The organism is Glycomyces sp. YM15 (assembly GCF_016918015.1).
GTDB lineage: Bacteria > Actinomycetota > Actinomycetes > Mycobacteriales > Micromonosporaceae > Glycomyces.
The window spans coordinates 266,916-290,315 of the sequence record NZ_JAERMK010000002.1 but is presented as its reverse complement, the minus strand read 5'-3'; the positions used below and the strand labels follow the sequence as shown (position 1 = coordinate 290,315).

Genomic DNA, 23,400 nt, shown 5'->3' with positions numbered 1-23,400 from the left:
CGAGTTGGTGGCGGGGCTCGCCACCCACCTGGCGGCCCCGCCCGTTGGAGGAAGGTCTAGAGGCGGCCTCGTTCGGCTGCTTGGGTGAGGATAGCTTCGGACTCGTGGCGCCAGTGGCGTTTGCGGTCGTCGGGGGTGCTCTTCCAGCCGGGGCGAGTTGACATGCCGGCGATGCGTCCTTGCTCGTGGAGGAGGTCGGCGACGGGTGTGAGGCTGCCTGCCACGTTGAGGATGCTGAGGATGGCGTGTTCGGCGGTGGCGGTCGGTTCGACAGCGAAGCGGAAGCCGAAGGAGTCGAAGGTGCCGAGCACGCTCGCGGGAAGCGCCGCGGGTTCGGGCGGGACTGTGCCTTCGGCATGCCAGGCGGCGATGAGGGCGGCGATGTGGTTGCGTTGTTGGGTCTTCCAGGCATCGGTTTGCTCGTTCCAGAGCGGTTCCCAGCGGACCTCGCGGAGCACGCCCCCCGCGTGGACCGCGTAGCCGATCTTGACTGGTTTGCCGTGGCGGTTCAGCCAGATCGAGGCGTAGCCCGTCGCCCGGCGGGCCATGAGGGTGAGCCGGTTGCCGTGATCGGTAGTCCATTCGCCCAGCACCTCGGACTGGACGGTCCGACCCGTGACCTGTGTTTGCGTCATCGACTTCCTCCCTGTCGTCCGTTTGACCGCCCAGCCATCTGACCCGGTGGAAAAGCGGCATATGAACATGGTGGTTGACAGAACGGGACGACAGAACTACACAATGGGACGCGAAGAGACGTCCTCACGCATCGAAGTCGTCCACGATTGGGAGTGCTCATGCCGAATGACCGATTGAAGGATGCCCTGCAAGCGTCCGGGATGACGCCGGAGTCGCTGGCCGACGAGCTGGAGGTCGATGCCAAGACCGTGAGACGGTGGATCAGTATCGGCCGCACTCCGTACCCTCGGCACCGCTCCGCCATCGCCGCGATGCTGGACGAGGCTGAGGAGTACCTGTGGCCCAACATCGACACGGCCGAGCGGCAAGCGCGTGTGTCGGAGTCCGAGGTGATCCGGACCTACCCGCGCCGCTTTCAGGTGCCGTCGGAACTGTGGCGGCGATTGTTCGACAACGCTACCGAGCGGATCGGGATTCTCGTGTACTCCGGGCTGTTCCTACCCGAGCATGATCCGCACCTGATCGAGGCGCTGCAGCGCAAAGCCGAAGCGGGCACCAAGATCACGGTCCTGCTCGGAGATCCTGACTGTGGAGCCGTAGCGGTCCGCGGCCGTGAGGAGGGCATCGGCGATGCGCTTGCTGCGAAGATCCGCAATGTCCTGGCGTTCTACGAGAAGCTCAGAGGCACCGAAGGCGTGTTCGTCGGCTTCCACACTTCGACGCTGTACAACAGCATCTACCGCTATGACGACGAGATGCTGGTCAACACCCACGTCTACGGCTTTCCGGCAGCGCACGCCCCGGTCATGCATCTGCGCCGACTCGCCGGTGGCACCCTGTTCAACTCCTACGCCGACAGCTTCGACCGAGTCTGGACCGCTTCGCGCGACGCCTGGACCGGCGACCATGGCAAGGTGAGGCCATGAGCCGCATCGACCACATCAACAACCCCGATGCCCCCGAGCCGAACAGCGTCGTGCCCTCGACAGTCGCGTTCGTGACCGATGACGAAGGCCGGGTTCTGCTCATCCAGCGCTCGGACAACGGCGACTGGGCCCTACCCGGCGGTGGGCACGACCTGGGAGAGCGAATCGCCGACACCGCAGTCCGCGAGACGAAGGAAGAGACCGGCCTGGACATCGAGGTCACTGGCATCATCGGCCTCTACACCGACCCTGATCACTTGATCGAGTACAGCGATGGCGAGGTCCGGCAGCAGTTCTCGATCTCCTTCCGGGCCAAGCCGATCGGCGGATCGCTCGCCACCAGCGCCGAGTCCACCCAGGTTGGCTGGATTGGCGCAGATGAGCTTGACGCTCTTCCGATCAATCCGTCGATGCGGCTCCGAATCGAGCACGGCTTTGCGAACGACGGCGAGCCCTACATTGGTTGAGCTGACGGCAACATCGGTTCGACTCGTTTCGCAACCTCGGCAAATACGCTGGCACTGCCCGTGATGAACTCGTAGACGACCGAGTCAGGCTCATATCGTTCCTGGACCTCGGCTATCCGCTCCTCGACCGTGAAGGCCTGTCCGTCAGGGCCGGTCGTGAGGTCGCAGTACCAAAGCAGGTCCGCCACGGGCGAGGCTTCACGGTCGAACTCCCCGGACAACTCCTTGTCGAGACCTCGCTGTTCAGCTTCGGCAAGTGCATTGGTGTGGTGGGCGACCAGCGCGGCCACCCGGTCGTTGAACCCGATCTCGCGAAGCCAACGCGCCCCGTCCAATGGATGGAATCCAGTCGTATCGATCGAGGGTGCGTAGCCGATGTCGTGGAGCGCTGCAGACGCGACAAGCGTCTCGCGATCCTGCTGGACACGGAGCACTAGGGAAAGCCGTTCGGCCTTGGCGGTCACCGCTTGAACATGTCGCCATCGTCGAGGCAACGCCTCGCTGAGCTTCCGCTCCGCGAGAGCGCGCGCACTGCTGACCATGCTCGACTGCACTCGACAATCCTATCGATCCGGATGGTCGAGCCAACGTCTGTGACAGTGGCCGTTCCACCCGGAGGTTTGCCCCAGCACCTGACCCGGCATCTCACCGGCCAACCAGGTGCCGGGAGAGATGCCGCCCCTGTCACCAAGCGTTCGTGACAACTAGATGCGCAGGTCAATTAAGGTGCCGGGCGAGAGGGGAGCGGCGCTCGCGCAGAGCCAAATGGGGGGCAACTTATGTACTCGGGCCAGCAGCATTTCTCGGAAGAGACGGGCGAGGACTGGTTGCTGATGTGGGGCGATAGTTGGCGGGTCTCAGCCGCTTCTGTGCCCCTGCAGGCCCCATCTGAGTGCTCCTTGATGATGACTGCATGCCTTCAAGCGAATCGGAACTGTTGGCGCTGCTGCGCGAGCTTGACGATCCTGTCCACTTGGAGTGGCCACAGGGCTACGAGCGCAGGAAGTGCGCCGAGCCCTTCGGCCGGCTGGTGGCGCGGCTCGAACAGGATTTTGCGGTTCGCTGCGAGTCTGAACAAGACACCCAAGATTCCAGCGAATACGGGCGCATCCACGTGCCTGCAGCGGCGCTGAAAGGCGATTCCAGGCTGGTCGTTTGCGTCAGCAAGTTCGGAAACCTGGCCCTCATTTGCGCCGACAATCCAGGCGCGTTCCTCAGTACGGCCGAGGCGATAGACGAGAGGGCACTGCACGCGGACGACCTTGTGAGGGTCGATCAGGCGCTGAAGGATCTCGGATACGTCGTAGTTCCCGAGGAACTGCTGGGCCGCGACTATGAAGGGCCGAGCCAGGAGTCCCTGGACGGTGAGCGGCCCGACTGGTGGGCTCGGTTCTTCGGCTATTTCTGACGCGTCCCGCGCGCAGCACCTGTGTTGTGGCCGCTTCCGTTCTCCCCACGACTTTCACCCTGAGTTTGACCTTGCTTCTCGCCCGCCATCGACATGCAGGATGAGACGCAACCCCTGTCACAGCCCGGTTGTGACATCCGCTCGACAAGGTCATTGCCGTTGAGAGGCCTTGCGATAGCGGATGCGTGGAGGGGTCAGAAGTTGGCCCGACATATTTACTCCGAATCTGAGCGTTTCCGGCCTGCGAGGCCTGCTCTGCGACTGCCGACCGGCCTCCCGGCCCGAAAATCGATGATCTTGACGCGCATCCAGGAACGAGCTACCTTCGAGCGACCTTGGTCCTGAGGACGGCGCGAGACGCCCGCCTTGCCTACGCCTGCAATCACGCACCGCCGAGTGCTCCATCGAGCGTTTCAGATCTGCCCATCCGAAAGCTCGTACCCGCAGCGAGTCCGCGCTACGGTCGCCATCAGGGCCGCTACCTGCAGTTTTGCTTGGTGGTGGGGGCGGTGAGCCGGGTTTCGAAGCGGATCCGGGTCACCGGGGCGCGGCGGGAAACCATCGACACCGACCGGCTGGCCGCACTGTTGCTGCGCGCCGCCAGACGCGCCCAGGAAGCCGCTGACACGCCGACGGCAGACAGCGGGTGTCCGGACCAGGACGCGGCCCGTGACGACGATGTTCGGAGCGAGAGGGACGCGGCATGAACGGCCAACCTGACAAGACGAGCGAGACGCCCATCGGCGGGCGAGCAGTGGTCTACCTGCGAGTCTCTTCCCGAGGCCAGGTTGAGACCGACTACGACCCCGAGGGGAACTCGATCCCCGCCCAGCGGAATGCGTGTCTGGCGCTCGCTGAGCGCATGGGTCTTACCGTTGTCGACGAGTACGTCGAGCCGGGCAAGTCCGCCCGCTCAATTGACGGTCGCCCTGCATTCCGCAAGATGATGGGGCGGATTCGCAATCAGCGCGATGTCGACTTCGTCGTGGTATACATGCGCTCGCGGCTGTTCCGCGACGCCACCGACGCCGGACTCACCAAACGCGAACTCCGCGGCCTCGGCGTCGCGATCCTGTCGGTGAAGGACCCCACCGACGACTCGCCCACCGGGGATCTGATGGCGCATATGGTCGACGGGTTCAACGAGTACCAGTCGCGCGTCTCGGGGCAGGACATCGCCTACAAGATGGAAGCAAAAGCCGCCCGAGGCGGCACACCCGGTCGCGCGCCCCTCGGGTACTTGAACATCCGGGAGACTATTGACGGTCGCGAAATCCGCACCGTCACCCTCGATCCCGAACGCGCCCCGATCGTCAAAACGCTCTTCGAGCGATACGCCACGGGACAGCACTCCTTCAAGAAACTCCGCGAAATCGCCACTACCGCCGGGCTCAAGACCCGGCCCACCCGAAAGCATCCGGCCGGTACTGCCGTCTCGATCCACAAGATCGGGCAGATCCTCACCGACCCGTACTACCTCGGCACCGTCACCTTCAACGGCGTCGCCTACCCCGGCCGGCACGAAGCCCTCATCGACCGAGCCCTGTTCGACAAGGTCCAGGCCGTGCTCACCGAGCAGCGCGGCGCGGGCGTGCGCGAACGCAAGTGGGACCACTACCTCAAAGGCCTCGTCTGGTGCGGGCGCTGCGGGCGCCGCTTGATCGTCGAGCGCGCCAAGTCCAAGACCGGCCGCCTCTACTTCTACTACCTCTGCATGGGCCGCAACGAGAACGGCACCTGCGATCTCCCGCGGTTCGCCGTGGGTGATGTCGAGGCCGCAGTGAGCGCCCACTACGCCACCATCGCGCTCACGCCCAACGAAGCGAGCCGGACCAGGCACGGGCTCGAGCAGGTCGCCCGGACCGATGAGCGGACCGCGCAGACCCTGCGCCGCAACCTCAAACGCGAACGCACCCGACTCGACACCCTGGAGGACCAGGTCCTGGACTTGCTTGGCGACCCCGACTGGCCCACCGACAAACTCGCCGCCAAGATCCGCGACATCGCCGCGCAACGCGAAGCCATCGATACCCAACTGGCCGACACCGACCTGCCTCGACTCGACCAGGCCGCAGCCCACATCGCCCCGTTCCTGGAGCTCCTGTCGGATCCGAGGCGGCTCTACGAGTCGCTGGCAGACGAGGACCGGCAGACGCTCAACTCGATCTGCTTCACCCGGCTACACGTGGACACCGACACCGACCAGCACCCCCGGATCAGCCAGGGCACAGCCACTGCCAGCATCGCGCCGCTGGTGACGTTCCGGGACCGGGAACGGCGAAACGGCACCTGCCCGGAGGCTGATGCCGTTCTTCCTATGGGTCAGGGTTCAAGTAAGAACCCTTTGGTGGAGCTTAGGGGATTCGAACCCCTGACCTTTTCATTGCGAACGAAACGCGCTACCAACTGCGCCAAAGCCCCTTGCGGCGACAAGGTTAGCACAGCCGCGGGGGGCCGCCGCGAGGGTGGCGTGTGGCACGGGTCTCGTTGTGGGCGGTCAGATCCAGGAGTCGAGCCACATGCGCGCGTGCCATTCCTCGCGCGGAATGGCCTCGCCCGTGTAGATCGGCCAGAAGTACGCGAAGCAGAGGATCACGACCGCCACGAACGCCCCGGCGATGAGCGCACCCGTGAGGCGCCGCTCCGGTGAGCCGAGCGGCGGCAGGGCCGCGTTCCTACGGCGCAGGTCCGTACGGCCGATGATCAACCCCAGGCACCACGTGACCGCGCCGATGAAGAACGGCACGGCCGGGGCGGCGTAGAAGAAGAACATCGTCCGCTCGGGGTACATGAACCACGGGAGGATGCCCGCGCCGAGCCCCGCCAGGAGGAACCAGGCCCGCCAGTCGCGCTTGTGCAGCGCCCAGACGAGGAGCGCCAGGGCGGCCGGCACGAACGTCCACCACAGCAGCGGCGTCCCCAGGAGGAGCACCTCGCCCGCGCAGTCGCTCGCGCCGCAGTTCACGTCCGAGCTCCAGTAGAAGACCACCGGCCGCAGGTCGAACAGCCATTGCCACGGCCAGGACTGATAGGAGTGCTCGGAGGAGAGTCCGTTGTGGAAGTCCAGGACGCTGAAGTGGTACTGCATCCAGTTGACGAGCGCGCCGACGACGGGCGGCTCGGACCGGCCCTGGTCGGCGAGCCAGTGCCGGTAGGAGCCGGTGTCGTTGAGGAACCAGCCGGTCCACGAGAGCGTGTAGACGCCGACCGCGAGGAGCCCGAACCACAGGTTCTGGCCGAACTCGTAGATCAGGGTGTCGCGGAAGGGCTTGCGGGCGCCCGCGTCGCAGCGCAGCCGCCAGTCCCACACGATGTACAGCACGATGACGACGATGATGTACCACAGCGCACTCCACTTGACGGCCATGGCGAGCCCCAGGAGCACCGCGCACGCGATCCGCCACCAGGGCATGCCGAGGCGGGGCCTGCGGCGCCGGACGTCGAGGCCGTCCTCGAGCGCGGCGAGCCAGCCCGCGCGGCGCCAGTCGCGGTCGCGCACCAGGCAGTACATGGCGCCGAGCAGGAGCGTGGCGATGAAGATGTCGAGCAGCGACGTACGCGAGAGCACGAGGTGGCTGCCTTCGACGGCGAGCAGGAGGCCCGCGGTGCCGCCGAGGAGCGTCGATCCGGTGAGGCGGCGCATCAGGCGGATGAGGACCGCGACGCCGATGACGCCCGCGGCGGCGGCCGCGATGCGCCAGCCGACCTCGTCGTAGCCGAACGCCCATTCGCCGAGGCCGATGAGCCACTTGCCGAACGGCGGGTGCGCGACGTACGAGGAGCCGTCCGCGCCCGGATCCCATTCGACGCCGTAGGACAGCATCGAGTGCGCGTCCTGCGCGTAGTAGACCTCGTCGAAGATCAGGCCCTTGGGGTGGTTCAGGCCGATCAGGCGCAGCGCGGCGGCGATCCCGGTGACCACGAGGGTCACCCAGAGGGCGCGGCGGGAGTCGCCCGGGAGGGTGCTCGCGAGGCGGGCCCGGACGGCGGGGAGGGGGCCGGGGAGCGGCGTCGGCCGCCAGGCGGCGGGCGGCTGCTCGGGCCGGACTGCGGTGGCGCTCACCGGGGTGAGTCTAGGGCCTGAATGCCGACTGTGGCGAGTCGCGGTCAGGCCCTTTCGCTCCCCCGGTCAGTGCACCAGATCCGTGGGCGGCGTGAAATCGCCTTCGCCGTTCAGATCCCACTGCGCGGCCAGGATCTCGGCGACCGCGTTCGCGGGCTTGCCGAGGTTGGCCTTGCCGACGAAGTGCTGCGGGCTGTCCGGGTCGGCGATGAACGCCGCCGCCGCCGCGTTCGGCGTGAATCCCACGAACCAGTTGGTGGAGTTCGAGTCGGTGGTGCCGGTCTTGCCCGCCACCGGCCCGTCGACCGCGTTGCCGACCTGCGGGGCGGTGCCCCACGTGCAGTTCCCTGCCGCCGCACCGTACTCGGTCGGGCAGCGCGCCGCGTCCACCGCGGCGCGGGCGACCTCGACGCTCACGGCCCGGTCGCACGCGGACTCGAACGGGATGGTCTGGCCGGTCAGCGTCGTCGCGTTCGACGCCGGGATCGGCGGGCAGTACACGCCGTCCGCCGGGAGCGTCGCGTACGCGGCCGCCATGTCGAGCGGCGTGGTCTGCGTGACGCCGAGGACGAACGGGCCGTAGCTCTCCGGGTAGTTGGTGACGAAGTTCAGGTCCTCCTGGGAGCGGAACTTGATGCCGAGCCGCTCGGCTATGTTGATCGCCTTCTCGACGCCGACCCGCTCCGCGAGCTGCACGAAGTACGTGTTCACCGATTCGCCGAAGCCGGTCCACATGTTGTAGTTCCCGACCTCCGACTTCGAGGCGTTCTTCGGGCACCATTTGTTGCCGCACGCGGCCTCGCCGTCGCCCACCACGTACTTCGACGTGTACTGGTACGGCGAGTAGATCGTGGTGTCCAGCGGGTAGCCCTCCTCGAGCGCCGCGAGCATCGTGAACATCTTGAACGACGAGCCCGCCTGGTAGCCCGGCACCGCCGAGTTGCCGCTCAGCAGCGGGTTCGTGGTGTTCGGATACGAGCCCTTGCCGGGGCCGCCGGTGTTGGGGCCGTTCTCGGAGACGTCGTTCGAGTAGTTGCGGTTCACGGCCATCACCTGGATGCCGCCGGTCCCCGGCTCGACCACGACCGAGCCGAGCGCGTACTCCGAGCCGGTCTCCTTCTGCTTCTCGACCGCGTCCTGCGCCGCGCGCTGCAGCTCCACGTCGAGGGTCGAGACGATCTCGTAGCCGCCCCGGTAGAGGCGGGCCTTGCGGACCTCCTCGGAGTCCCCGAAGTCCTCCTGCTGGTTCCACCACTGCTCGAAGTAGTCGACGAAGAAGCCGTAGTCGGAGTCGATCGCGCCGCCCGAGGTGTTGTTCGCCTGCTGCGGGTTGAGGTTCAGGCCCTCGGCCTTCGCCTCGTCGCCTTCGGCCCGGGTCAGGGACCCGACGTCGACCATCCGGTTGATCACGTGGTCGCGGCGGACCTGCGCGGCCTCCGACGAGCCGTTGATCGGGTCGTAGATCGACGGCGACTGGATCAGGCCCACCAGCATCGCCGACTCGGCGACCGTGAGGTCGGCCGGGACCTTCCCGTAGTAGACCTGCGCGGCCGCGCCGATCCCGTACGCCCCGTTGCCGAAGTAGACGGTGTTCAGGTAGTTCGTGAGGATCTCCTGCTTCGTCATCTCCTCTTCGAGCGCCAGCGCGTAGCCCATCTCCTTGATCTTGCGGTCGACGGTGACCTCGCTGGCGGCGGCGACCTCGTCGGGAGTGGTCGCGGTGTAGGAGAGGACCTGCCGCACGTATTGCATGGTGATCGTCGAGGCGCCTTCGGAGGTGCCGCCGTCGGCGATGTTGGTGACGAGCGCGCGCATGACGCCTTCGGGGTCGACCCCGTTGTGCTCGAAGAAGTTCGAGTCTTCGGTGGCGACGAGCGCGCTGACCACGGAGGCGGGGATCTGGTCGTATTCGAGCTGCACGCGGTACTGGTCGCCGAAGGTGGCGATGACGGTCTCGCCGTCGGAGGCGTAGAGGGTGGAGGATTCGGGCGCGGGGGGGAGCACGAGCTCGTCGGGGAGTTCGAGGACGGTTTCGGAGCCGACTTTCGCGAGCCCGCCGAAGGCGCTCGTCAGCGGCAGGAACGCCAGTCCGACGACGAGGCCGAAGGCGACCGCCACCGGCACGAGCGCGAACATGGCGCGCCGCTGCACGGCCGTGATGGGTCCGAACCAGGTCTGCGCCACCGGTTTCGAAGAATCACTCACGCTGTCTCCCGAAGAGCCCCGAAGCGGGGTAGGAACGGTCAATGCAAAATGGGCGCGGCATGGCGCCGAGTCAAGCGGCGTTCCGGGGGCGGGTTCACTCTACGACGCCGCGCGCGGCGCCTCGAGGGGCCGTCCGATGCGGGTGGGCGTCATTACAGGCCGTCCCGGTGCTCTCGTGCCGCACCCGAACAGGTTGCCAGGGATGGCGTCGGGGCCGCCGCACCACCCGTGCGTCACCACGCGAAGGCGAGGGCGGCGGCGAGGACGGCTCCGGCGGAGGCCCAGCACAGGCCGATCGCGCGGGAGCGTCCTTCGTAGAGTCTGGTGGCGCCGGAGACGGCGACGAGTGCGAACGCGGCGGCCATGAAGAGGACGAGCGAGGGGGCCCAGCGGAGCAGGAGTCCGGCGGTGCCGCCGACGTAGGCGCTGTGCGCGTCGGGCCCGGTGGAGCGGGCGGGGAGTTCGGTGCCGAGGTCGGCGGCCGTGACCTCGCCGGTGAGGTGGAGGTCTTTCGCCCAGTCGTGGGTCTGGAAGCGGCCGGTGCAGGAGGGCGCGAACCCGTTCTCGCAGGAGGTGACCTGGACGGTGCCGTAGTCGTAGTGGCCGACGGAGATCCAGAGCGCGGGGGCGGCGGTCCAGGCGAAGAACATGAGGAGGCAGGCGCAGACGAGGATGCCGAGGAGCGCGGGCGCGAAGGCCTTGGGTTCGCGGCGGCGCTGGGCCCGGCCGGGCTTGGCGGGTTTCCGCGCGGATTCGCCGGCGCGTTCCCAGACGGCGCGGATGGCGGCCATGCCGTCGGTCTGGGAGCCGAGGGGGCCGCGCTGGGAGACGGGCCTGGGTGCGGCTTCGGCGCCGGGGTCCCAGGTGTGCTCGCCGACGACGCCGTACGCGGCGGGCATTTCGGGAACGGGCACGTTCGCTTCCGGCGCCCCGGGGGACGCGGGCTGGTGCTGGGGGTCGACCGCGCGGTGTGTTCCAGACATACCGGTTATTGCATCACCGAATTCGCGAACGGGGGCGCAATCGCGTCGGGATCGCCGTGTCGGGTGAGGACGAGACGTGCGCCGTCGAGAGGTCCGGACAGTGCCGGTCCTGATATCTGGACCGATAACATGGGGCGCATGACTCACGTATTGACCGCGCTGGCCTGGCCTTACGCCAACGGTCCGCGCCACATCGGCCATGTAGCAGGATTCGGGGTCCCCGCCGACGTCTTCGCCCGCTACATGCGCATGCGCGGTCACGATGTGCTCATGGTCTCGGGGACCGATGAGCACGGCACGCCGATCCTGGTGCAGGCCGACGCGGAGGGCCTGACGGCCGCCGAGGCCGCCGCGAAGTACAACCGGATCATCGTGGAGGACCTGGACGCGCTGGGCCTCTCGTACGACCTGTTCACGCGCACGACCACGGGGAACCACTACCGGACCGTGCAGGAGCTGTTCACGACGCTCTACGGGAACGGGTACATCCTGCAGAAGAAGACGCTCGGCGCGATCAGCCCTTCGACGGGCCGCACGCTGCCGGACCGCTACATCGAGGGCACGTGCCCGCACTGCGGGTTCGATTCGGCGCGCGGCGACCAGTGCGACAACTGCGGCCGCCAGCTCGACCCGGTCGACCTGATCGACCCGAAGTCGCGGATCAACGGCGAGACGCCGAAGTTCGTGGAGGAGGATCATTTCTTCCTCGATCTGCCGGCGTTCGCGGACGCGTTGAACGCGTGGCTGGACACGCGCACGGGCTGGCGGACGAACGTCCTGCGGTTCACCAGGAACCTGCTCGACGAGATGCATCCGCGTCCGATCTCGCGCGACCTGGACTGGGGTGTGCCGATTCCGCTGGAAGGCTGGGTCGACCGGCCGGACAAGCGCCTGTACGTGTGGTTCGACGCGGTGATCGGCTATTTGAGCGCCACGATCGAGTGGGCGCGGCGCTCGGGCGACCCGGAGGCGTGGAAGCGCTGGTGGCAGGACCCGGAGGCGGTGTCCTACTACTTCATGGGCAAGGACAACATCGTCTTCCACTCCGAGATCTGGCCGGCGATGCTGCTGGGCGCGAACGGCGAGGGCGCGAACGGCGGCGAGCCGGGCGCGCTCGGGAAGCTGAACCTGCCGACCGAGGTGGTGTCGTCGGAGTTCCTGACGATGGAGGGCAAGCAGTTCTCGTCCTCGCGACGCGTCGTGATCTACGTGCGGGACTTCCTGGAGCGGTACTCCCCCGACGCGTTGCGCTACTACATCTGCGCGGCGGGCCCGGAGAACCAGGACTCGGACTTCACGTGGGCTGAGTTCCTGCGCCGCAACAACGATGAGCTGGTGGCGGGCTGGGGCAACCTGGTGAACCGCTCGATCGCGATGGCCGCGAAGAACTTCGGGGCCGTGCCGGAGCCGGGCGAGCTCGAGGAGGTCGACCGGGAGCTGCTGGCGGCGACGCGCGACGCGTTCGACACCGTGGGCGACCTGATCGGCGCCAACAAGGTGCGGGCCGGGATCGGCGAGGCGATGAAGGCCGTCGCGGCGGCGAACAAGTACCTCGCGGACACCGCGCCGTGGAAGATGAAGGAGGACCCGAAGCGCCAGGCCACGGTCCTCTACACGGTGCTGCAGGCGGTCTCGGACTTGAAGACGATCATGAGCCCGTTCCTGCCGCATTCCTCGCAGCGGGTGCACGAGCTGCTCGGCGGTGAGGGCGTGTTCTCCCCGATGCCGTACATCGAGGAGGTCGCCGAGCTGGACGAGGGCGGCGCGACCGACGGGCCGTACCCGATCCTCACCGGCGACTACTCGGACGTCCCGAAGTGGGAGTCGGTGCCGCTGGTCCCGGGCACGGTGCTGGAGAAGCCGACGCCGGTGTTCACCAAACTCGATCCGTCCATCGTGGACGAAGAGATCGAGCGGTTGAACGCTTAGGAGCGCACAGGGAAGGGCCCGGCGGTTGCCGGGCCCTTCTCCGTGCGTTCAGATCGCCGGGGCGACTTCGCTGCGCTCCACCCATTTCTCGTAGACGCCGCGGCGCACGGCCTCGGCCCCGGAGCGGGAGAGGACGTCGGGGCTGGGGCGGGAGAGGCGGAAGCGCGCCCAGTCGTCGTCGGCGTCCACGAGCGAGCCCGGGATGCCCTTCCAGACCACGTGGTTCGCCTCGCGCAGGACCCGCCGCACCTGGTGGACGCGGCCCTGCTCGACGCCGGGGATGTCAACGCGCCGTTCGAGGGTGAGCGGCGACCACTGCTGACCCGAGTAGGCGAACAGGTCGAGTTCGGCGCCCTGCTCGGTGAAGGCGAGGAGCCGCGAGCCCTCGGGCAGCGGCAGGTCGGTGAGGTCGGCGGTGACGTGCTCGGGGAGCAGGTGCGCGGTCGAGATCGCGAAACCGGTGCCGAGGACGGGCATGCCGCGCCGGTCGGAGGACGGCATCGCCGTCAGGCCTTCGTATTCGGGGGCGACGGGCGCCTGGTAGTCCCATGCGTCGGCCGCGGGCCAGCGCAGCGCGAACACCCAGGGCTCGCTCGGTTCGGTCTCGCCGCCGAGGACGGAGCGGGCGGCGGGGGTGCGCAGGTGCGCGATGTCCCAGCGGCGGTAGCAGAAGCCGCCGGGGACGGCGGCGGTCTCCATGAGGCGGGCGATCTGTGGAGCGGTGACGGGTCGCTCCATGATGTCGCCGGGGGCGACCGCGGCGGAGCGGCGGACGCGGTCGAGGAGGACGCGTGCGGCGGGGTCGAGGTGCGGGGTCTGGGTCAGGCGGCGCACGTATTCGAGGTCGAGGCCGGGCGCGAGGGGCACGGTGAGGGACCGGTCGTCGGCGACGGCGACGGGCACGCCGTCGCGCAGGACCTCGCCGGCGTGGGCGAAGTGGCGGTACGGGTAGTCGCTGCCGGGGCGGGGGTTCGGCAGGAAGTCGGGGCGCGGGAGGGCGGAGAAGAGTTCCCAGGCGGCGCCGTCGGCGTAGGGGGTGCCGGGGTATTTCTCGCCGCGCCATTCGACGGTGACGATGGTCTGGGGTTGCGTCGTTTCGGCCGGGACGGCGGGGCGGCGTTGCTGGAGCGCTGCGGCGCGGTTGCGGCGGGACGCGAGGTCGCGGGTCATGTGCGTCTCGATTCGTCTTGCGCGGGTGCGACGGCGGTGCGACTGCGTTGTCGTGGATCGCTGGTGTGGTCTGCGGTGCTGTCGCCGGACGGTAGTGGCTTGTCCACAGCCGGTGGTTCGACTGTCCGCCAACGTAAGCGCGGCGTGTCAGGCGGGGATGTCCGGAAAATGAAGAAGATGTTACGCCGGAAGCACCGGGCGCGCGTCGGCGAAGGCGTGGCATCGTTGACATGTGTACCGATCCGAACCCGCGCCGCTGCCCGAGCCGCTGCCGCATCCCGTCGCCGACAGCCACACCCATCTCGATCTCGTCGACGTCTTCGGCGCCGAGGAGGAGCTCCCGGTGCCCGCTCCCGATTCGCCCGGCGTGCGGGCCCGCCTCGACGAGGCGGCCGCCGCGGGGGTCGCGCGGGTCGTGCAGGTCGGCACTGACGTCGAGTCGTCGCGTTGGGCCGCCGCGCTCGCGGCCGCCGATCCGCGCGTGCTCGCCGCGGCCGCGCTGCACCCGAACGACGCCCCGCGCCAGGCCGACCTCGACGCGGCGCTCGCGGCGATCGACGCGGTCGCGGCGCTGCCGCGGGTCGCGGCCCTCGGTGAGACCGGGCTCGACTACTTCCGGACCGACGAGAGCGGCCGCGCGGCCCAGCAGCGGTCGTTCCGCGCGCATATCGAGATCGCGAAGCGGCGGGGCAAGGCGCTGGTGATCCACGACCGGGACGCGCACGAGGACGTCCTGGCGATCCTGGACGCCGACGGCGCGCCCGATCGAGTGGTGCTGCACTGCTTCTCGGGGGATTTCGCGTTCGCGAAGGAGTGCGCGCGGCGCGGGTTCTTCATGAGCTTCGCGGGGAACGTGACGTTCAAGAACGCCCAGAGCCTGCGCGACGCGGCGTCGGTCGCCCCGGCCGAACTGGTGCTGGTGGAGACGGACGCGCCGTTCATGGCCCCGATCCCGGTGCGCGGGCACCGGAACCATCCGGCGCTCACGAACTACACGGTCCGTTTCCTCGCCGAACACCTCGAACGCGATCTCGAGTCGTGGTGCGAGCGGCTGTGGGCGAACACCGAGGCGGCGTTCGGCGCCTGGTGATCAGCTGACGTCGACCGCGGCCTCGGCGGTGGCGGTGTTCCCTGCGGCGTCGGTGAGGGTGAACGTGAAGATCCAGCGTCCTTCGGCGGGCAGGCTGACCTCGCCCGCGAGGATGCCGGTGCGCAGCTCGATGAGCCGCATCTCCTCGGCCGCTTCGCCTTCGAGCCCGTAGGTCGCGGTCCACTCCGCGGCGGGGAACGGCGCGCCTTCGAGGTCGTCGGCGAGGATCCGCACGCTGTTGGGCCCGGGCCGCCCGGGTTCGAGCACGAGCTGCGCCGAGTACACGTCGGTGGTGACGAGCGTGGCCGTCTCGGTGGATGCGGCGGTGGCCGTCTCGGTCTCGAGCAGCGCGGTCTTGGCGGGCACGGCCTGCACGAGCACGGCCACGGCGGCCATCACGGCGGCGAGGAACACGAGCTCGACTCCGGCCGCGACGCGCAGCCGCCGCCGGGCCGCCGTGCGGCGCAGCAGCGCGCGCCGCGTGAACAGGCCCGCGCCGAGGATCGCGGCGAGCAGCACGGCTTTGAGGATCACCAGGCGCCCGTAGGTCGTGTCGGTGAGCGCCTCGATCGAGTCGATGTGGAGCAGCGCGGAGGCGAGCCCGGCGACGAGGACGTTCGCGACGAGCCACGGCACCAGCGCGAGCCAGGTCGCGGCGGCGCCGTCCGGGATCTCGGTGTCCTCGCGGAACGCGAGGATCAGGATGGCGAGCACGCCGCCCGCCCACGCCATCGAAGCGGCGAGGTGCACCGTGTCCGCGGTGAACGCGACGGCGATCGGTTCGGTCGCCATGGGGTGCCCGGCGAGCGGCCAGGTGGCGGTGAGCGCGAGGCCGACCGCGGCGAGGCCGGTCACGAGCAGCGGCTTCGGTTCCTCGGTGCTGGTGACGACCGTCCGCATGAGCGGCAGCGCGAGCAGCACGAGGAGCAGCCGCAGGAGCCCGGCGAGGCCGACGTTCGACTCCATGACGGACTGGAGTCCGACCGCGTCGAGGCCGGAGATGCTGGTCCCGGTTTCGTAGGCGGCCTGGAGGGGCAGCCCGAGCACGGCGGTCATGGCGACGACCGCGAGGCCGGTGGCGCAGCTCTTCGCGGGGACCTCGCGCGGCCGTGCCCCGAGGGCGAGGAAGATGCCCGCGCCGAGCGCGAGCGCCAGTCCCGCGTATCCGAACCAGCGGTTGCCGTAGAGGAGCGCTTGCACGAACGGGTCGGTTCCGGCCGTGAGCGCTTCGGCGCTCGGCGCCTCGGTCTCGGCCCCTATCGAGAAGGTGAAGGTGCCGGAGACGGGGTGCCCGTCGTGCGAGACGACCCGGTAGCCGACGAGGTAGGTGCCCTCCTGGTCGGCGTCGACGCTGATCTGGAGGGTGGTCTGTTCGGCGTTCTGCTCGACCCCGGTGTCGGCTCGGTCACCATCGGGAGCCACCACGCCGGTGGCCGCGTCTACGGGGGTGACTGGTTCGTTGAACTCGACGACGACTTCGCTCGGTGGCGCGTCGAGGAGCGCCCCGGAGGCGGGTTCGGTCTTGGTGGCGGTGGCGTGCGCCGAGGCCCCGGAGGCCCAGAGTGCGCCGAGAGCCGCGCCGACGAGTGCCGTTGCGAGCGACGACCAGGCGAAGCGGGTCGCTCTGGCGGCGGGGCGGCGGTCGTTCGATCGGGATCGCATCGCCGCTGAGCGTACTCGAATCCGCTTCGTGAATCGAGAGTTGGACCGGAGAAAGGCTGGGCGAGGCACATGGGCAAGTCGAACCGGAATATCGACCGCCGACAGGCCGCCGAGGCGCTGCGCAGGCAGCAGGAGGCGGAGGCGCGGCGCCGGAAGATCGTGTTCGGGGTGGCGATCGGCGCCGCCGTGGTGTTGATCGGGGGGCTCCTCGCATGGGGCATCTGGATGAACGGCAAACCCGAGTACGAGGTGCACGATCCCTCCGCGTCGGTCACCGACACGTACGGGGTGCAGATCGGCGACGGCCCGGTCGAGGTCGACCTTTACATCGACTACATGTGCCCGGCGTGCAACCAGTTCGAGTCCGCGTACGCCGAGCAGATCCAGTCGTGGGTCGACGACGGCTCGGTGACGGTGAACTACCACCCGCTCGCGATCCTCGACCGCTTGAGCTCGGGCACCGAGTACTCGAGCCGCGCGGCCGCCGCCGCCGTGTGCGCGGCCGACGCCGGCGAGCAGCAGTTCCTCGACTACACGCTGGCGCTGTACGCGAACCAGCCCGCCGAGAACACCGAGGGCCTCACCGATGCGGAGCTGATCGCGATCGGCACCGACGACGTCGGCCTCGACGCCGACTGGCAGTCCTGTGTGGAGGACGAGCGATACCGCGGCTGGGTCCAGGAGGGCAACGCCGACGCCACGAACGAGCAGGGCATCTCCGCGACGCCGACCGCGAAGGTCGACGGCGAAGCGGTCGAGAACTCGGCGTTCGCCGACGAGGTCCAGGCCGCGATCGACGCGGGCTGATCCCGGAGTCTCCCCAAGGGCGTCGGCGTCGACGTGTGCCCGGGCGGGCCCTTGAGGACTACGCCCGCATCGCCGCCAGCGCCGTCTCCAGGGAGAAGCCGAAGGGCAGTTCGAGCCGGTGCCGTTGCAGGAGTTCGGGGTCGGCGAGGATCTCGACGGTGGGGCCGTCGGCGGCGACGCGGCCGGCGTCGAGGATCACGGCCCGTTCGCACAGCTGCAGCGCGTACGGCAGGTCGTGGGTGACGAGCAGCAGGGTCGGCGCGGTGGCCTGCAGGATGCGGGCGAGGTCGCGGCGGGCGGCGGGGTCGAGGTTCGCGCTCGGCTCGTCGCACACCACGATGTCGGGGCGCATGGCGAGCACCCCGGCGAGGGCGGCGCGGCGCTGCTGGCCGACCGAGAGGTGGTGCGGGGGCCGGTCGGCGAGGTCGCTCAGGCCGACGTCGGCGAGGGCGGCCCGGACGCGTTCGGCGAGTTCGGGTCCGCGCAGGCCGAGGTTGGCGGGGCCGAAGCCGACGTCGTCGGCGACGGTGGGCATGAACAGCTGGTCGTCCGGGCTCTGGAAGACGATGCCGACGCGGCGGCGGACCTCGGCGAGGGTCTGCTTCGCCACCTTGACATCGGCGACGGACACCTCGCCTTCGGTGGCGGTGAGGAGTCCGGCGAGGTGGAGCATGAGCGTGGTCTTCCCGGCGCCGTTGGGGCCGAGGACGGCGACGCGTTCACCTTCGTGGACTTGGAGGTCGACGCCGTCGAGGGCGCGGTGCCCGTCCGGGTAGACGTGCTGGAGGCCCTTGATGTCCAAGGCGCTCATACGAACACCGCCGTCCAGGTGGCGATGCCCGCCGCGATCGCGGGGACGGCGAGTGCGGCCGTCCACTGCAGGGCGCCGGCGGGTGCCGGGCCGACTTCGAGTGGGAGCCGACCGGTGTAGCCGCGTGCGGACATGGCCTGCCAGACGCGTTCGCCGCGTTCGAAGGAGCGGATGAAGACGACGCCGAGGCTGCGGGCGAGCGCGCCCGCCTGCCACAGGAACCGCGGGTCGTCGCAGCGGGCGAGGCGGGCCAGGCGCATCTGGGTCACCTCGGCCACGGTGAGGTGCGCGTATCGGATCGCGAACGCGGTGATCTGCAGCAGGATCTCGGGGCAGCGCAGCCGCGAGAGCCCGGCGAGGACCGCGGCGATGGGGGTCGTCGCGGCGAGCAGCAGGGCGGCCCAGACGCCGAGGGTGGCTTTGGCGAGCAGGTTCCATCCGGCCCACAGGCCCGGTTCGGAGACGTGGAGGAAGCCGATCTGGACCGGGTCCCCTTCGACCATGAACGGGAACGCCAAGGCCAGCACCAGGAACGGCGATTCCACGAGGCTGCGGGTGAGCACCCAGGCCAGGGGCACGCGGGCGAGCGTGAACAGTCCCGCGAGGAGCGCGGCGTAGACCCCGAAGGCCCACACCGCCTCTCGCGGTGTGGCGGCGATGGCGCAGGTGAAGGCGACGAGCGCGACGATCTTCACCTGCGGTCGCAGGCGGTGGATCGGCGAGTCGCCGGGCCGGTGGAGCCCGTCGACCGGGTTCACGCGTGCTCCTTCTTCTTGCCGCGGGAGAGCAGCCAGAAGAACCCGGTGGCGACGCCGAGGGTGAGGACCACGCCGAGGATCCCGGCGAGCGAGGCGCCGAGGATCTCATTGTCCAGGAAGGACATCCCGTAGTCGGCGAAGGCGCCGCCGATCTCGTGCTCGCCCGCGGCCTGGAGGACGCAGGTGCCGCCGGTGATCTCACCGTCCGCGGTCTCGCAGCCGGTGAGGAGCACCGATTCGAGCCCGTCGGGCGAGGCGGAGGCGAACAGGGACACGAACCCGGCGAGGACCAGCGTGACGACGACGCCGGTGATCCAGAAGCGTTTGGTCTTCACACTGTCTCCTCGGCGGGCTGGGCGAGGCGCGTGCCGCGCAGCGCGTGGACGAGGTCGGGGCGGACGGCCGCGACGGCGGTCACCGCTCCGGCGGTGATGACGCCCTCGCCGATGCCGACGAGCACGTGCGTGCCGAGGATCGCGGCCGCCAGCTCACCGAAGGACTGGCCCACTTCCTCACCGCCGAGCCGGAACTGGAGCACGAATCCGGCCGACGCGGCCACGACGGAGACGAGCGAGGCCGCGAAGACCGCGGCGCCGAGCCCCCAGCGGGTGCGCGGGAGGACCTTGAGCGCCAACAGGATCACGCCGTAGCCGGCGAAGCTGGCGATCACGGCCATGTTCACCACGTTCAGCCCCAGGGCCGTCACGGCCCCGTCGGCGAACAGCAGCGCCTGGATGACGATGACGACGGTGACGCAGAGCGCCCCGAGCCAGGGCCCGAGGAGCGCGGCGGCGAGCGCGCCGCCGAGGAGGTGCCCCGATACGACCGCGGCGATCGGGAAGTTGAGCATCTGCGCGGCGAAGATGAACGCCGTCGCGAGGCCCGCGAGCGGCACGAGCCGCTCGTCGAGGTGTCGGCGCGCCATGATGACGCAGGCGCCGACGGCTATGGCGGCGAGGAGGGCGAAGGCCAGGGAGATCGGTCCGTTGACGACGTCCGTCGGGATGTGCAGCGCCAGGTCTGACACGGGCAGGTGCCGCCTTTCGACTGGTTGTGGGGCCCTGGGGCGGGGCCGGGGTGGGTGCGGCGGCCGCCTCACCGGATGCGAGGCGCCCACGCGTGGAATCAACAGCCCGCTGTCAGGCTATTGCAATCATTTTGCAATAGCCGCTTCGGTGCCGTCAACCCGGACCGGGAAGTGTCGGATAGGTAACCGGCCCCCGCCGACCAGGGACCGTCAAGCGTGCTCCCAGGGGATTGTCAGGGACGACCGGTAGGGTTGCGACCTGTGAACGTACGACTTCAGTCTGGTGAGACGGCGCCTGATTTCACGCTGACCACCGATACCGGCGACACGGTGACCCTGTCGAGCCTCCAAGGCCGAAAGGTGATCCTCTTCGCCTATCCGAAGGCCATGACGCCCGGCTGCACCAAGGAGGCCTGCGACTTCCGCGACAGCCTCACCGGTCTGCAGGCCGCCGGCTACGCGGTGCTCGGGATCTCCCCCGACCAGCCCGAGGCGCTGGCCAAGTTCGTCGAGCGCGACGGCCTGACCTTCCCGCTGCTCTCCGACCCCGAGCACAAGGTGCTCGAGGAGTACGGCGCGTGGGGTGAGAAGAAGAACTACGGCCGCACGATCCTCGGCGTCGTCCGCTCCACGTTCGTCATCGACGAGCGGGGCGACATCGAACTCGCGCAGTACAACGTGAAGGCCACCGGCCACGTTGCGCGCCTCAAGAAGCAGCTCGGCCTCCCCGAGTAGACCCGGGTCAGGACTTCGGCAGGAGCACCTGGAACGTCGCTCCGCCGCCGGGCGTCCCGCAGAGGCGCACGCAGCCGCCGTGACCGGTCACGATGGCCGCCACGATCGACAGCCCGAGCCCCGAGCCGCCTTCGGCGCCGCGGGACCGGCCCTGGTCGACCCGGTACAGCCGCTCGAACACCCCCGCGGCGTGCTCGGGCGCGACACCGGGCCCGGTATCGGCCACCTCCAGCACGGCCGCCGGCAGCGCCGGGTTCTCCCCGACCTGCGCCAGGCAGCGCGGCCCCGGGCTCGCACTCCATCCGAGGCGCACGGTGATCCGAGCGTCCGGCGGCGTGTGCCGCAGCGCGTTCGCCACCAGGTTGGTCACCACCTGACGCAGCCGCGGCTCGTCCCCGGTGACGTCCACCGCGTCGAGCAGGTCCTCGTCGCCGTCGCCCGCGTGCCCGCCCAGCGATTCGAGCGCGATGAACCGGCTCGGATCCCGCAGATGCGCGTCCCCCACCGCGTCGACGGCCACACCGAGCAGGTCGACCGGCCCGCGGCTCAGCGGCCGCTCCCGGTCGAGCGCGGCGAGCAGCATGAGGTCGTCGAGCAGGAGCCCCATGCGCTTCGACTCGGCCTCGATCCGCCCGATGGTCTCGTCGAGCACCGGCCCCGGCGGCACCCCGCCGCGCCGGTACAGCTGCGCGAACCCTTTGATCGAGGTCAGCGGCGTGCGCAGTTCGTGCGAGGCGTCGGCGAGGAACTGGCGCAGGCGCGCTTCGGAGGCGGCGCCGGCGTCGAGCGCCGCCTGGATGCGGCCGAGCATCGTGTTGAGGGCCGAGCCGAGCCGCCCGGTCTCGGTGTGCGGGTCGGTGTCGGTGACGCGCGCGTCGAGGCGGCCTTCGGCGATCGCGTCGGCCGTCGCCTGCATCCGGTCGAGCGGGCGCAGCCCGAGGCGCGCGACCCAGAACGCGCTCACCGCGAGCAGCAGCAGGATCGCGAGCGTCACGGCCCCGCCGATGAGCAGCAGCGACTCGGTGGCCGCGCCGATGTACTCCGAGGACAGCGCGTAGACGACGTACCCGTCGGTGTCGTCGGCCTCCTCGACGAGCACGCGCCAGGAGTTCCCGTCCGCGTCCTCCACGGTGGAGGCCTCGCCGGTGCGATCGGCGAGGTCGCCCAGGCCCACGAGCGCGGCGCCGTCCTCGTCCGCGAAGGCGTGGACCAGCGAACCGTCGGCGTCGTAGACGTAGACGCGGGGCGTGTCCGGCAGGCCCGGCTGCGGGGCGGGCGGTTTGAACTCGCCGTCCTGCCCCTCGCGCGGTTCCTCGTTGAGCGCCATCGCCGAGGCGGTCCGCAGCTGCGAGTCGATCCGGTCGGTGAGCACGTTCTGGAGGAGGATCGTGGCGGTCAGGACCGCGGCGGCCAGCGCGAGCGTGCACAGGGTCACGATCGTGAACGCCATGCGGGAGCGGACGGTCCAGTGCCGCCAGCGTCGCGGTCCCCTCACTTCGGGGTCCTGGGCTCTCTGAGGGCGTAGCCGAAGCCGCGCACGGTCTGGATGAGCGCGGGCTCGACCTGGTCGATCTTCTTGCGCAGGTAGTAGACGTAGGATTCGACGATGCGGCCGTTGCCGCCGAAGTCGTAGTTCCAGACCCGGTCGAGGATCTGGGATTTGCTCACCACCTTCCCGGCGTTGAGCATGAGGTAGCGCAGGAGTTTGAACTCGGTGGGCGAGAGTTCGACGGGCTGCCCGGCGCGCCGGACCTCGTGGGCGGTCTCGTCGAGTTCGAGGTCGGCGTAGCGGAGCACGCGGTCTTCGGGCGGCGCGGGGGTCTTCGCGCGGCGAAGTATCGCTTGGATCCTGAGGACGACCTCTTCGAGGTCGAAGGGTTTGGTCACGTAGTCGTCGCCGCCGGCGTGGAGGCCGGTGACGCGGTCGCGCACGGCGTCGCGGGCGGTGAGGAAGAGGACGGGCAGGTCGCGGGAGGCGCGCAGCCGCTTGGCGACTTCGAAGCCGTCCATGTCGGGGAGCATGACGTCGAGGATCACGAGGTCGGGCTCGAACCGGGCGGCGGCGCGGAGCGCTTCGGCGGCGTCGCGGGCGACGTCGACCTCGAAGCCGGTGAGGCGGAGGGTGGCGGACAGGAGCGCGCCGATGTTCTCCTCGTCGTCGACCACGAGGACGCGGTCGCTGTGCTCGGGCGCTTCGTTCACCTGGACTCCTTCTGTCTGGGGTGCCAGGTATTTCTATCCTCGCAGGCCGCAGCGTCGCTGGGAGGCACCTCAGAGAAGCGTCAGAGTCGGGGTCAGAGGCGGGTGAGCGCCGGGCGCGGCCCGGCGGCGTCTTCGATCTCGCGGAGCCGCCGGGCGGTCTCGGCGGTGCCGGTGCGCAGCACGTGCTCGCGCAGGCGCCGGTACCGGTCGAGGAGGGCGGCCTGCTCGTCCTGCGGCAGCAGGCCGGAGCGCTGCACCGCGAGTGCGAGGGCGGCGACCCGCGCGAGGTCGTTGTCACCGTTGTCAGCAGCGTTCATGGAATGACCGTCCACTCTGAAGGCGTCCTGGAGGCGAACCCGAGGTGAACCGGACCGGACGCGGCTACAACGATCGATGTCCGGTTTGCCCCCGATCGGGTTCTCGCCGGTCCGGCCCCGATCGAGGCTGGACCCTGGGGCGATTTCTGGCATAAGGAAGCATTGTGATGGTATGACCTCATGGGGGCTCCCTCATTCGAGCAC

Annotated in this window: 21 protein-coding genes, 1 tRNA gene and 1 pseudogene; 8 read left to right on the top strand and 15 right to left on the bottom strand. The window is 69.4% G+C overall.

Going from position 1 to position 23,400, the window contains the following annotated elements; all coding sequences use genetic code 11:
• Positions 1 to 56: 56 nt before the first annotated feature.
• The gene (locus tag JHY01_RS03975) at positions 57 to 635 is read right to left on the bottom strand and encodes a hypothetical protein (protein ID WP_205324295.1); all 579 of its coding nucleotides are present in this window, start codon (positions 633 to 635) and stop codon (positions 57 to 59) included.
• 159 nt (positions 636 to 794) lie between these two features.
• On the opposite strand from JHY01_RS03975, the gene JHY01_RS03970 reads away from it, so the two are divergent.
• A complete protein-coding gene (locus JHY01_RS03970) occupies positions 795 to 1,562 on the top strand; it encodes an XRE family transcriptional regulator (RefSeq protein ID WP_205324294.1) in 768 nt (255 codons plus the stop codon).
• Positions 1,559 to 2,029, top strand: a complete 471-nt coding sequence (locus tag JHY01_RS03965; protein ID WP_205324293.1) for an NUDIX domain-containing protein — start codon at positions 1,559 to 1,561, stop codon at positions 2,027 to 2,029. Before JHY01_RS03970 ends, JHY01_RS03965 begins: the two co-directional genes overlap by 4 nt.
• Here the strand turns inward: JHY01_RS03965 and JHY01_RS03960 are convergent.
• Positions 2,017 to 2,571, bottom strand: a complete 555-nt coding sequence (locus JHY01_RS03960) for an HD domain-containing protein (RefSeq protein ID WP_240192393.1) — start codon at positions 2,569 to 2,571, stop codon at positions 2,017 to 2,019. The two genes, JHY01_RS03965 and JHY01_RS03960, sit on opposite strands and share 13 nt — an antisense overlap.
• Positions 2,572 to 2,942: 371 nt before the next feature.
• Between JHY01_RS03960 and JHY01_RS03955 the strand changes: the two genes are divergently transcribed.
• Positions 2,943 to 3,437 carry a hypothetical protein gene (locus JHY01_RS03955; RefSeq protein ID WP_205324291.1) on the top strand — a complete coding sequence of 165 codons (495 nt, stop codon included), beginning with the start codon at positions 2,943 to 2,945 and terminating at the stop codon, positions 3,435 to 3,437.
• Between the two features lie 703 nt (positions 3,438 to 4,140).
• Positions 4,141 to 5,169, top strand: a pseudogene (locus tag JHY01_RS27990) (recombinase family protein); the annotation flags it as partial.
• A gap of 613 nt (positions 5,170 to 5,782) precedes the next feature.
• Here JHY01_RS27990 and JHY01_RS03940 read toward each other — a convergent pair.
• The 4 genes from JHY01_RS03940 to JHY01_RS03925 all read right to left on the bottom strand — a co-directional run bounded on the left by JHY01_RS03940 (position 5,783) and on the right by JHY01_RS03925 (position 10,688).
• Positions 5,783 to 5,858 (bottom strand) — tRNA-Ala (locus JHY01_RS03940).
• A gap of 76 nt (positions 5,859 to 5,934) precedes the next feature.
• Entirely contained in the window at positions 5,935 to 7,500 is a 1,566-nt protein-coding gene (locus tag JHY01_RS03935) for a dolichyl-phosphate-mannose--protein mannosyltransferase (protein ID WP_205324290.1), read from the bottom strand.
• A gap of 66 nt (positions 7,501 to 7,566) precedes the next feature.
• Positions 7,567 to 9,705 (bottom strand): transglycosylase domain-containing protein, encoded by a 2,139-nt coding sequence (locus tag JHY01_RS03930; RefSeq protein WP_205324289.1) that lies wholly within the window; start codon positions 9,703 to 9,705, stop codon positions 7,567 to 7,569.
• A gap of 233 nt (positions 9,706 to 9,938) precedes the next feature.
• Positions 9,939 to 10,688, bottom strand: a complete 750-nt coding sequence (locus JHY01_RS03925) for a hypothetical protein (protein ID WP_205324288.1) — start codon at positions 10,686 to 10,688, stop codon at positions 9,939 to 9,941.
• Positions 10,689 to 10,826: 138 nt separating this feature from the next.
• Here JHY01_RS03925 and metG point away from each other — a divergent pair, with 138 nt between their 5' ends.
• Positions 10,827 to 12,617 (top strand): methionine--tRNA ligase, encoded by a 1,791-nt coding sequence (metG, locus tag JHY01_RS03920; protein WP_205324287.1) that lies wholly within the window; start codon positions 10,827 to 10,829, stop codon positions 12,615 to 12,617.
• Positions 12,618 to 12,665: 48 nt separating this feature from the next.
• Here the strand turns inward: metG and JHY01_RS03915 are convergent, their stop codons facing one another.
• The gene (locus tag JHY01_RS03915) at positions 12,666 to 13,787 is read right to left on the bottom strand and encodes a hypothetical protein (protein ID WP_205324286.1); all 1,122 of its coding nucleotides are present in this window, start codon (positions 13,785 to 13,787) and stop codon (positions 12,666 to 12,668) included.
• 232 nt (positions 13,788 to 14,019) lie between these two features.
• On the opposite strand from JHY01_RS03915, the gene JHY01_RS03910 reads away from it, so the two are divergent.
• Entirely contained in the window at positions 14,020 to 14,877 is an 858-nt protein-coding gene (locus JHY01_RS03910; protein WP_205324285.1) for a TatD family hydrolase, read from the top strand.
• On the opposite strand, the gene JHY01_RS03905 is transcribed toward JHY01_RS03910, so the two are convergent.
• Positions 14,878 to 16,539 carry a copper resistance protein CopC gene (locus JHY01_RS03905; protein WP_205324284.1) on the bottom strand — a complete coding sequence of 554 codons (1,662 nt, stop codon included), beginning with the start codon at positions 16,537 to 16,539 and terminating at the stop codon, positions 14,878 to 14,880.
• A gap of 69 nt (positions 16,540 to 16,608) precedes the next feature.
• Here JHY01_RS03905 and JHY01_RS03900 point away from each other — a divergent pair, with 69 nt between their 5' ends.
• On the top strand, positions 16,609 to 17,346 hold the full coding sequence (locus JHY01_RS03900) for a thioredoxin domain-containing protein (protein ID WP_205324283.1): 738 nt from the start codon (positions 16,609 to 16,611) through the stop codon (positions 17,344 to 17,346).
• Positions 17,347 to 17,404: 58 nt separating this feature from the next.
• On the opposite strand, the gene JHY01_RS03895 is transcribed toward JHY01_RS03900, so the two are convergent.
• The 4 genes from JHY01_RS03895 to JHY01_RS03880 are packed head-to-tail and all read right to left on the bottom strand — an operon-like array spanning position 17,405 to position 19,942.
• A complete protein-coding gene (locus JHY01_RS03895; protein ID WP_205324282.1) occupies positions 17,405 to 18,157 on the bottom strand; it encodes an energy-coupling factor ABC transporter ATP-binding protein in 753 nt (250 codons plus the stop codon).
• A complete protein-coding gene (gene cbiQ / locus JHY01_RS03890; RefSeq protein ID WP_205324281.1) occupies positions 18,154 to 18,915 on the bottom strand; it encodes a cobalt ECF transporter T component CbiQ in 762 nt (253 codons plus the stop codon). The genes JHY01_RS03895 and cbiQ overlap by 4 nt, the downstream gene beginning before the upstream one ends.
• The gene (locus tag JHY01_RS03885; protein ID WP_205324280.1) at positions 18,912 to 19,250 is read right to left on the bottom strand and encodes a PDGLE domain-containing protein; all 339 of its coding nucleotides are present in this window, start codon (positions 19,248 to 19,250) and stop codon (positions 18,912 to 18,914) included. Before JHY01_RS03885 ends, cbiQ begins: the two co-directional genes overlap by 4 nt.
• Complete coding sequence (locus tag JHY01_RS03880) at positions 19,247 to 19,942, bottom strand: energy-coupling factor ABC transporter permease (protein WP_205324279.1); 696 nt, start codon at positions 19,940 to 19,942, stop codon at positions 19,247 to 19,249. Before JHY01_RS03880 ends, JHY01_RS03885 begins: the two co-directional genes overlap by 4 nt.
• 261 nt (positions 19,943 to 20,203) lie before the next feature.
• Here JHY01_RS03880 and bcp point away from each other — a divergent pair, with 261 nt between their 5' ends.
• The gene (gene bcp / locus JHY01_RS03875) at positions 20,204 to 20,677 is read left to right on the top strand and encodes a thioredoxin-dependent thiol peroxidase (RefSeq protein WP_205324278.1); all 474 of its coding nucleotides are present in this window, start codon (positions 20,204 to 20,206) and stop codon (positions 20,675 to 20,677) included.
• Positions 20,678 to 20,684: 7 nt separating this feature from the next.
• Here the strand turns inward: bcp and JHY01_RS26310 are convergent, their stop codons facing one another.
• The 3 genes from JHY01_RS26310 to JHY01_RS03860 form a co-directional block, all read right to left on the bottom strand.
• Entirely contained in the window at positions 20,685 to 22,172 is a 1,488-nt protein-coding gene (locus JHY01_RS26310) for a cell wall metabolism sensor histidine kinase WalK (protein WP_205324277.1), read from the bottom strand.
• Positions 22,169 to 22,879 (bottom strand): response regulator transcription factor, encoded by a 711-nt coding sequence (locus tag JHY01_RS03865; protein ID WP_205324276.1) that lies wholly within the window; start codon positions 22,877 to 22,879, stop codon positions 22,169 to 22,171. Before JHY01_RS03865 ends, JHY01_RS26310 begins: the two co-directional genes overlap by 4 nt.
• A 92-nt stretch (positions 22,880 to 22,971) precedes the next feature.
• Positions 22,972 to 23,196: a hypothetical protein gene (locus JHY01_RS03860; protein ID WP_205324275.1), complete on the bottom strand. Its 225-nt coding sequence runs from the start codon at positions 23,194 to 23,196 to the stop codon at positions 22,972 to 22,974.
• Positions 23,197 to 23,400: the final 204 nt, after the last annotated feature.

Bases quoted from the DNA above. Each gene is read 5' to 3' on its own strand.
- JHY01_RS03955 (WP_205324291.1), top strand. From the start codon at position 2,943: ATGCCTTCAAGCGAATCGGAACTGTTGGCGCTGCTGCGCGAGCTTGAC.
- JHY01_RS03965 (WP_205324293.1), top strand. From the start codon at position 1,559: ATGAGCCGCATCGACCACATCAACAACCCCGATGCCCCCGAGCCGAAC.
- JHY01_RS03900 (WP_205324283.1), top strand. From the start codon at position 16,609: ATGGGCAAGTCGAACCGGAATATCGACCGCCGACAGGCCGCCGAGGCG.
- JHY01_RS03925 (WP_205324288.1), bottom strand. From the start codon at position 10,688: ATGTCTGGAACACACCGCGCGGTCGACCCCCAGCACCAGCCCGCGTCC.
- JHY01_RS03960 (WP_240192393.1), bottom strand. From the start codon at position 2,571: ATGGTCAGCAGTGCGCGCGCTCTCGCGGAGCGGAAGCTCAGCGAGGCG.
- JHY01_RS03860 (WP_205324275.1), bottom strand. From the start codon at position 23,196: ATGAACGCTGCTGACAACGGTGACAACGACCTCGCGCGGGTCGCCGCC.
- JHY01_RS03975 (WP_205324295.1), bottom strand. From the start codon at position 635: ATGACGCAAACACAGGTCACGGGTCGGACCGTCCAGTCCGAGGTGCTG.
- JHY01_RS03970 (WP_205324294.1), top strand. From the start codon at position 795: ATGCCGAATGACCGATTGAAGGATGCCCTGCAAGCGTCCGGGATGACG.
- JHY01_RS03915 (WP_205324286.1), bottom strand. From the start codon at position 13,787: ATGACCCGCGACCTCGCGTCCCGCCGCAACCGCGCCGCAGCGCTCCAG.
- metG (WP_205324287.1), top strand. From the start codon at position 10,827: ATGACTCACGTATTGACCGCGCTGGCCTGGCCTTACGCCAACGGTCCG.
- JHY01_RS03905 (WP_205324284.1), bottom strand. From the start codon at position 16,539: ATGCGATCCCGATCGAACGACCGCCGCCCCGCCGCCAGAGCGACCCGC.
- JHY01_RS03895 (WP_205324282.1), bottom strand. From the start codon at position 18,157: ATGAGCGCCTTGGACATCAAGGGCCTCCAGCACGTCTACCCGGACGGG.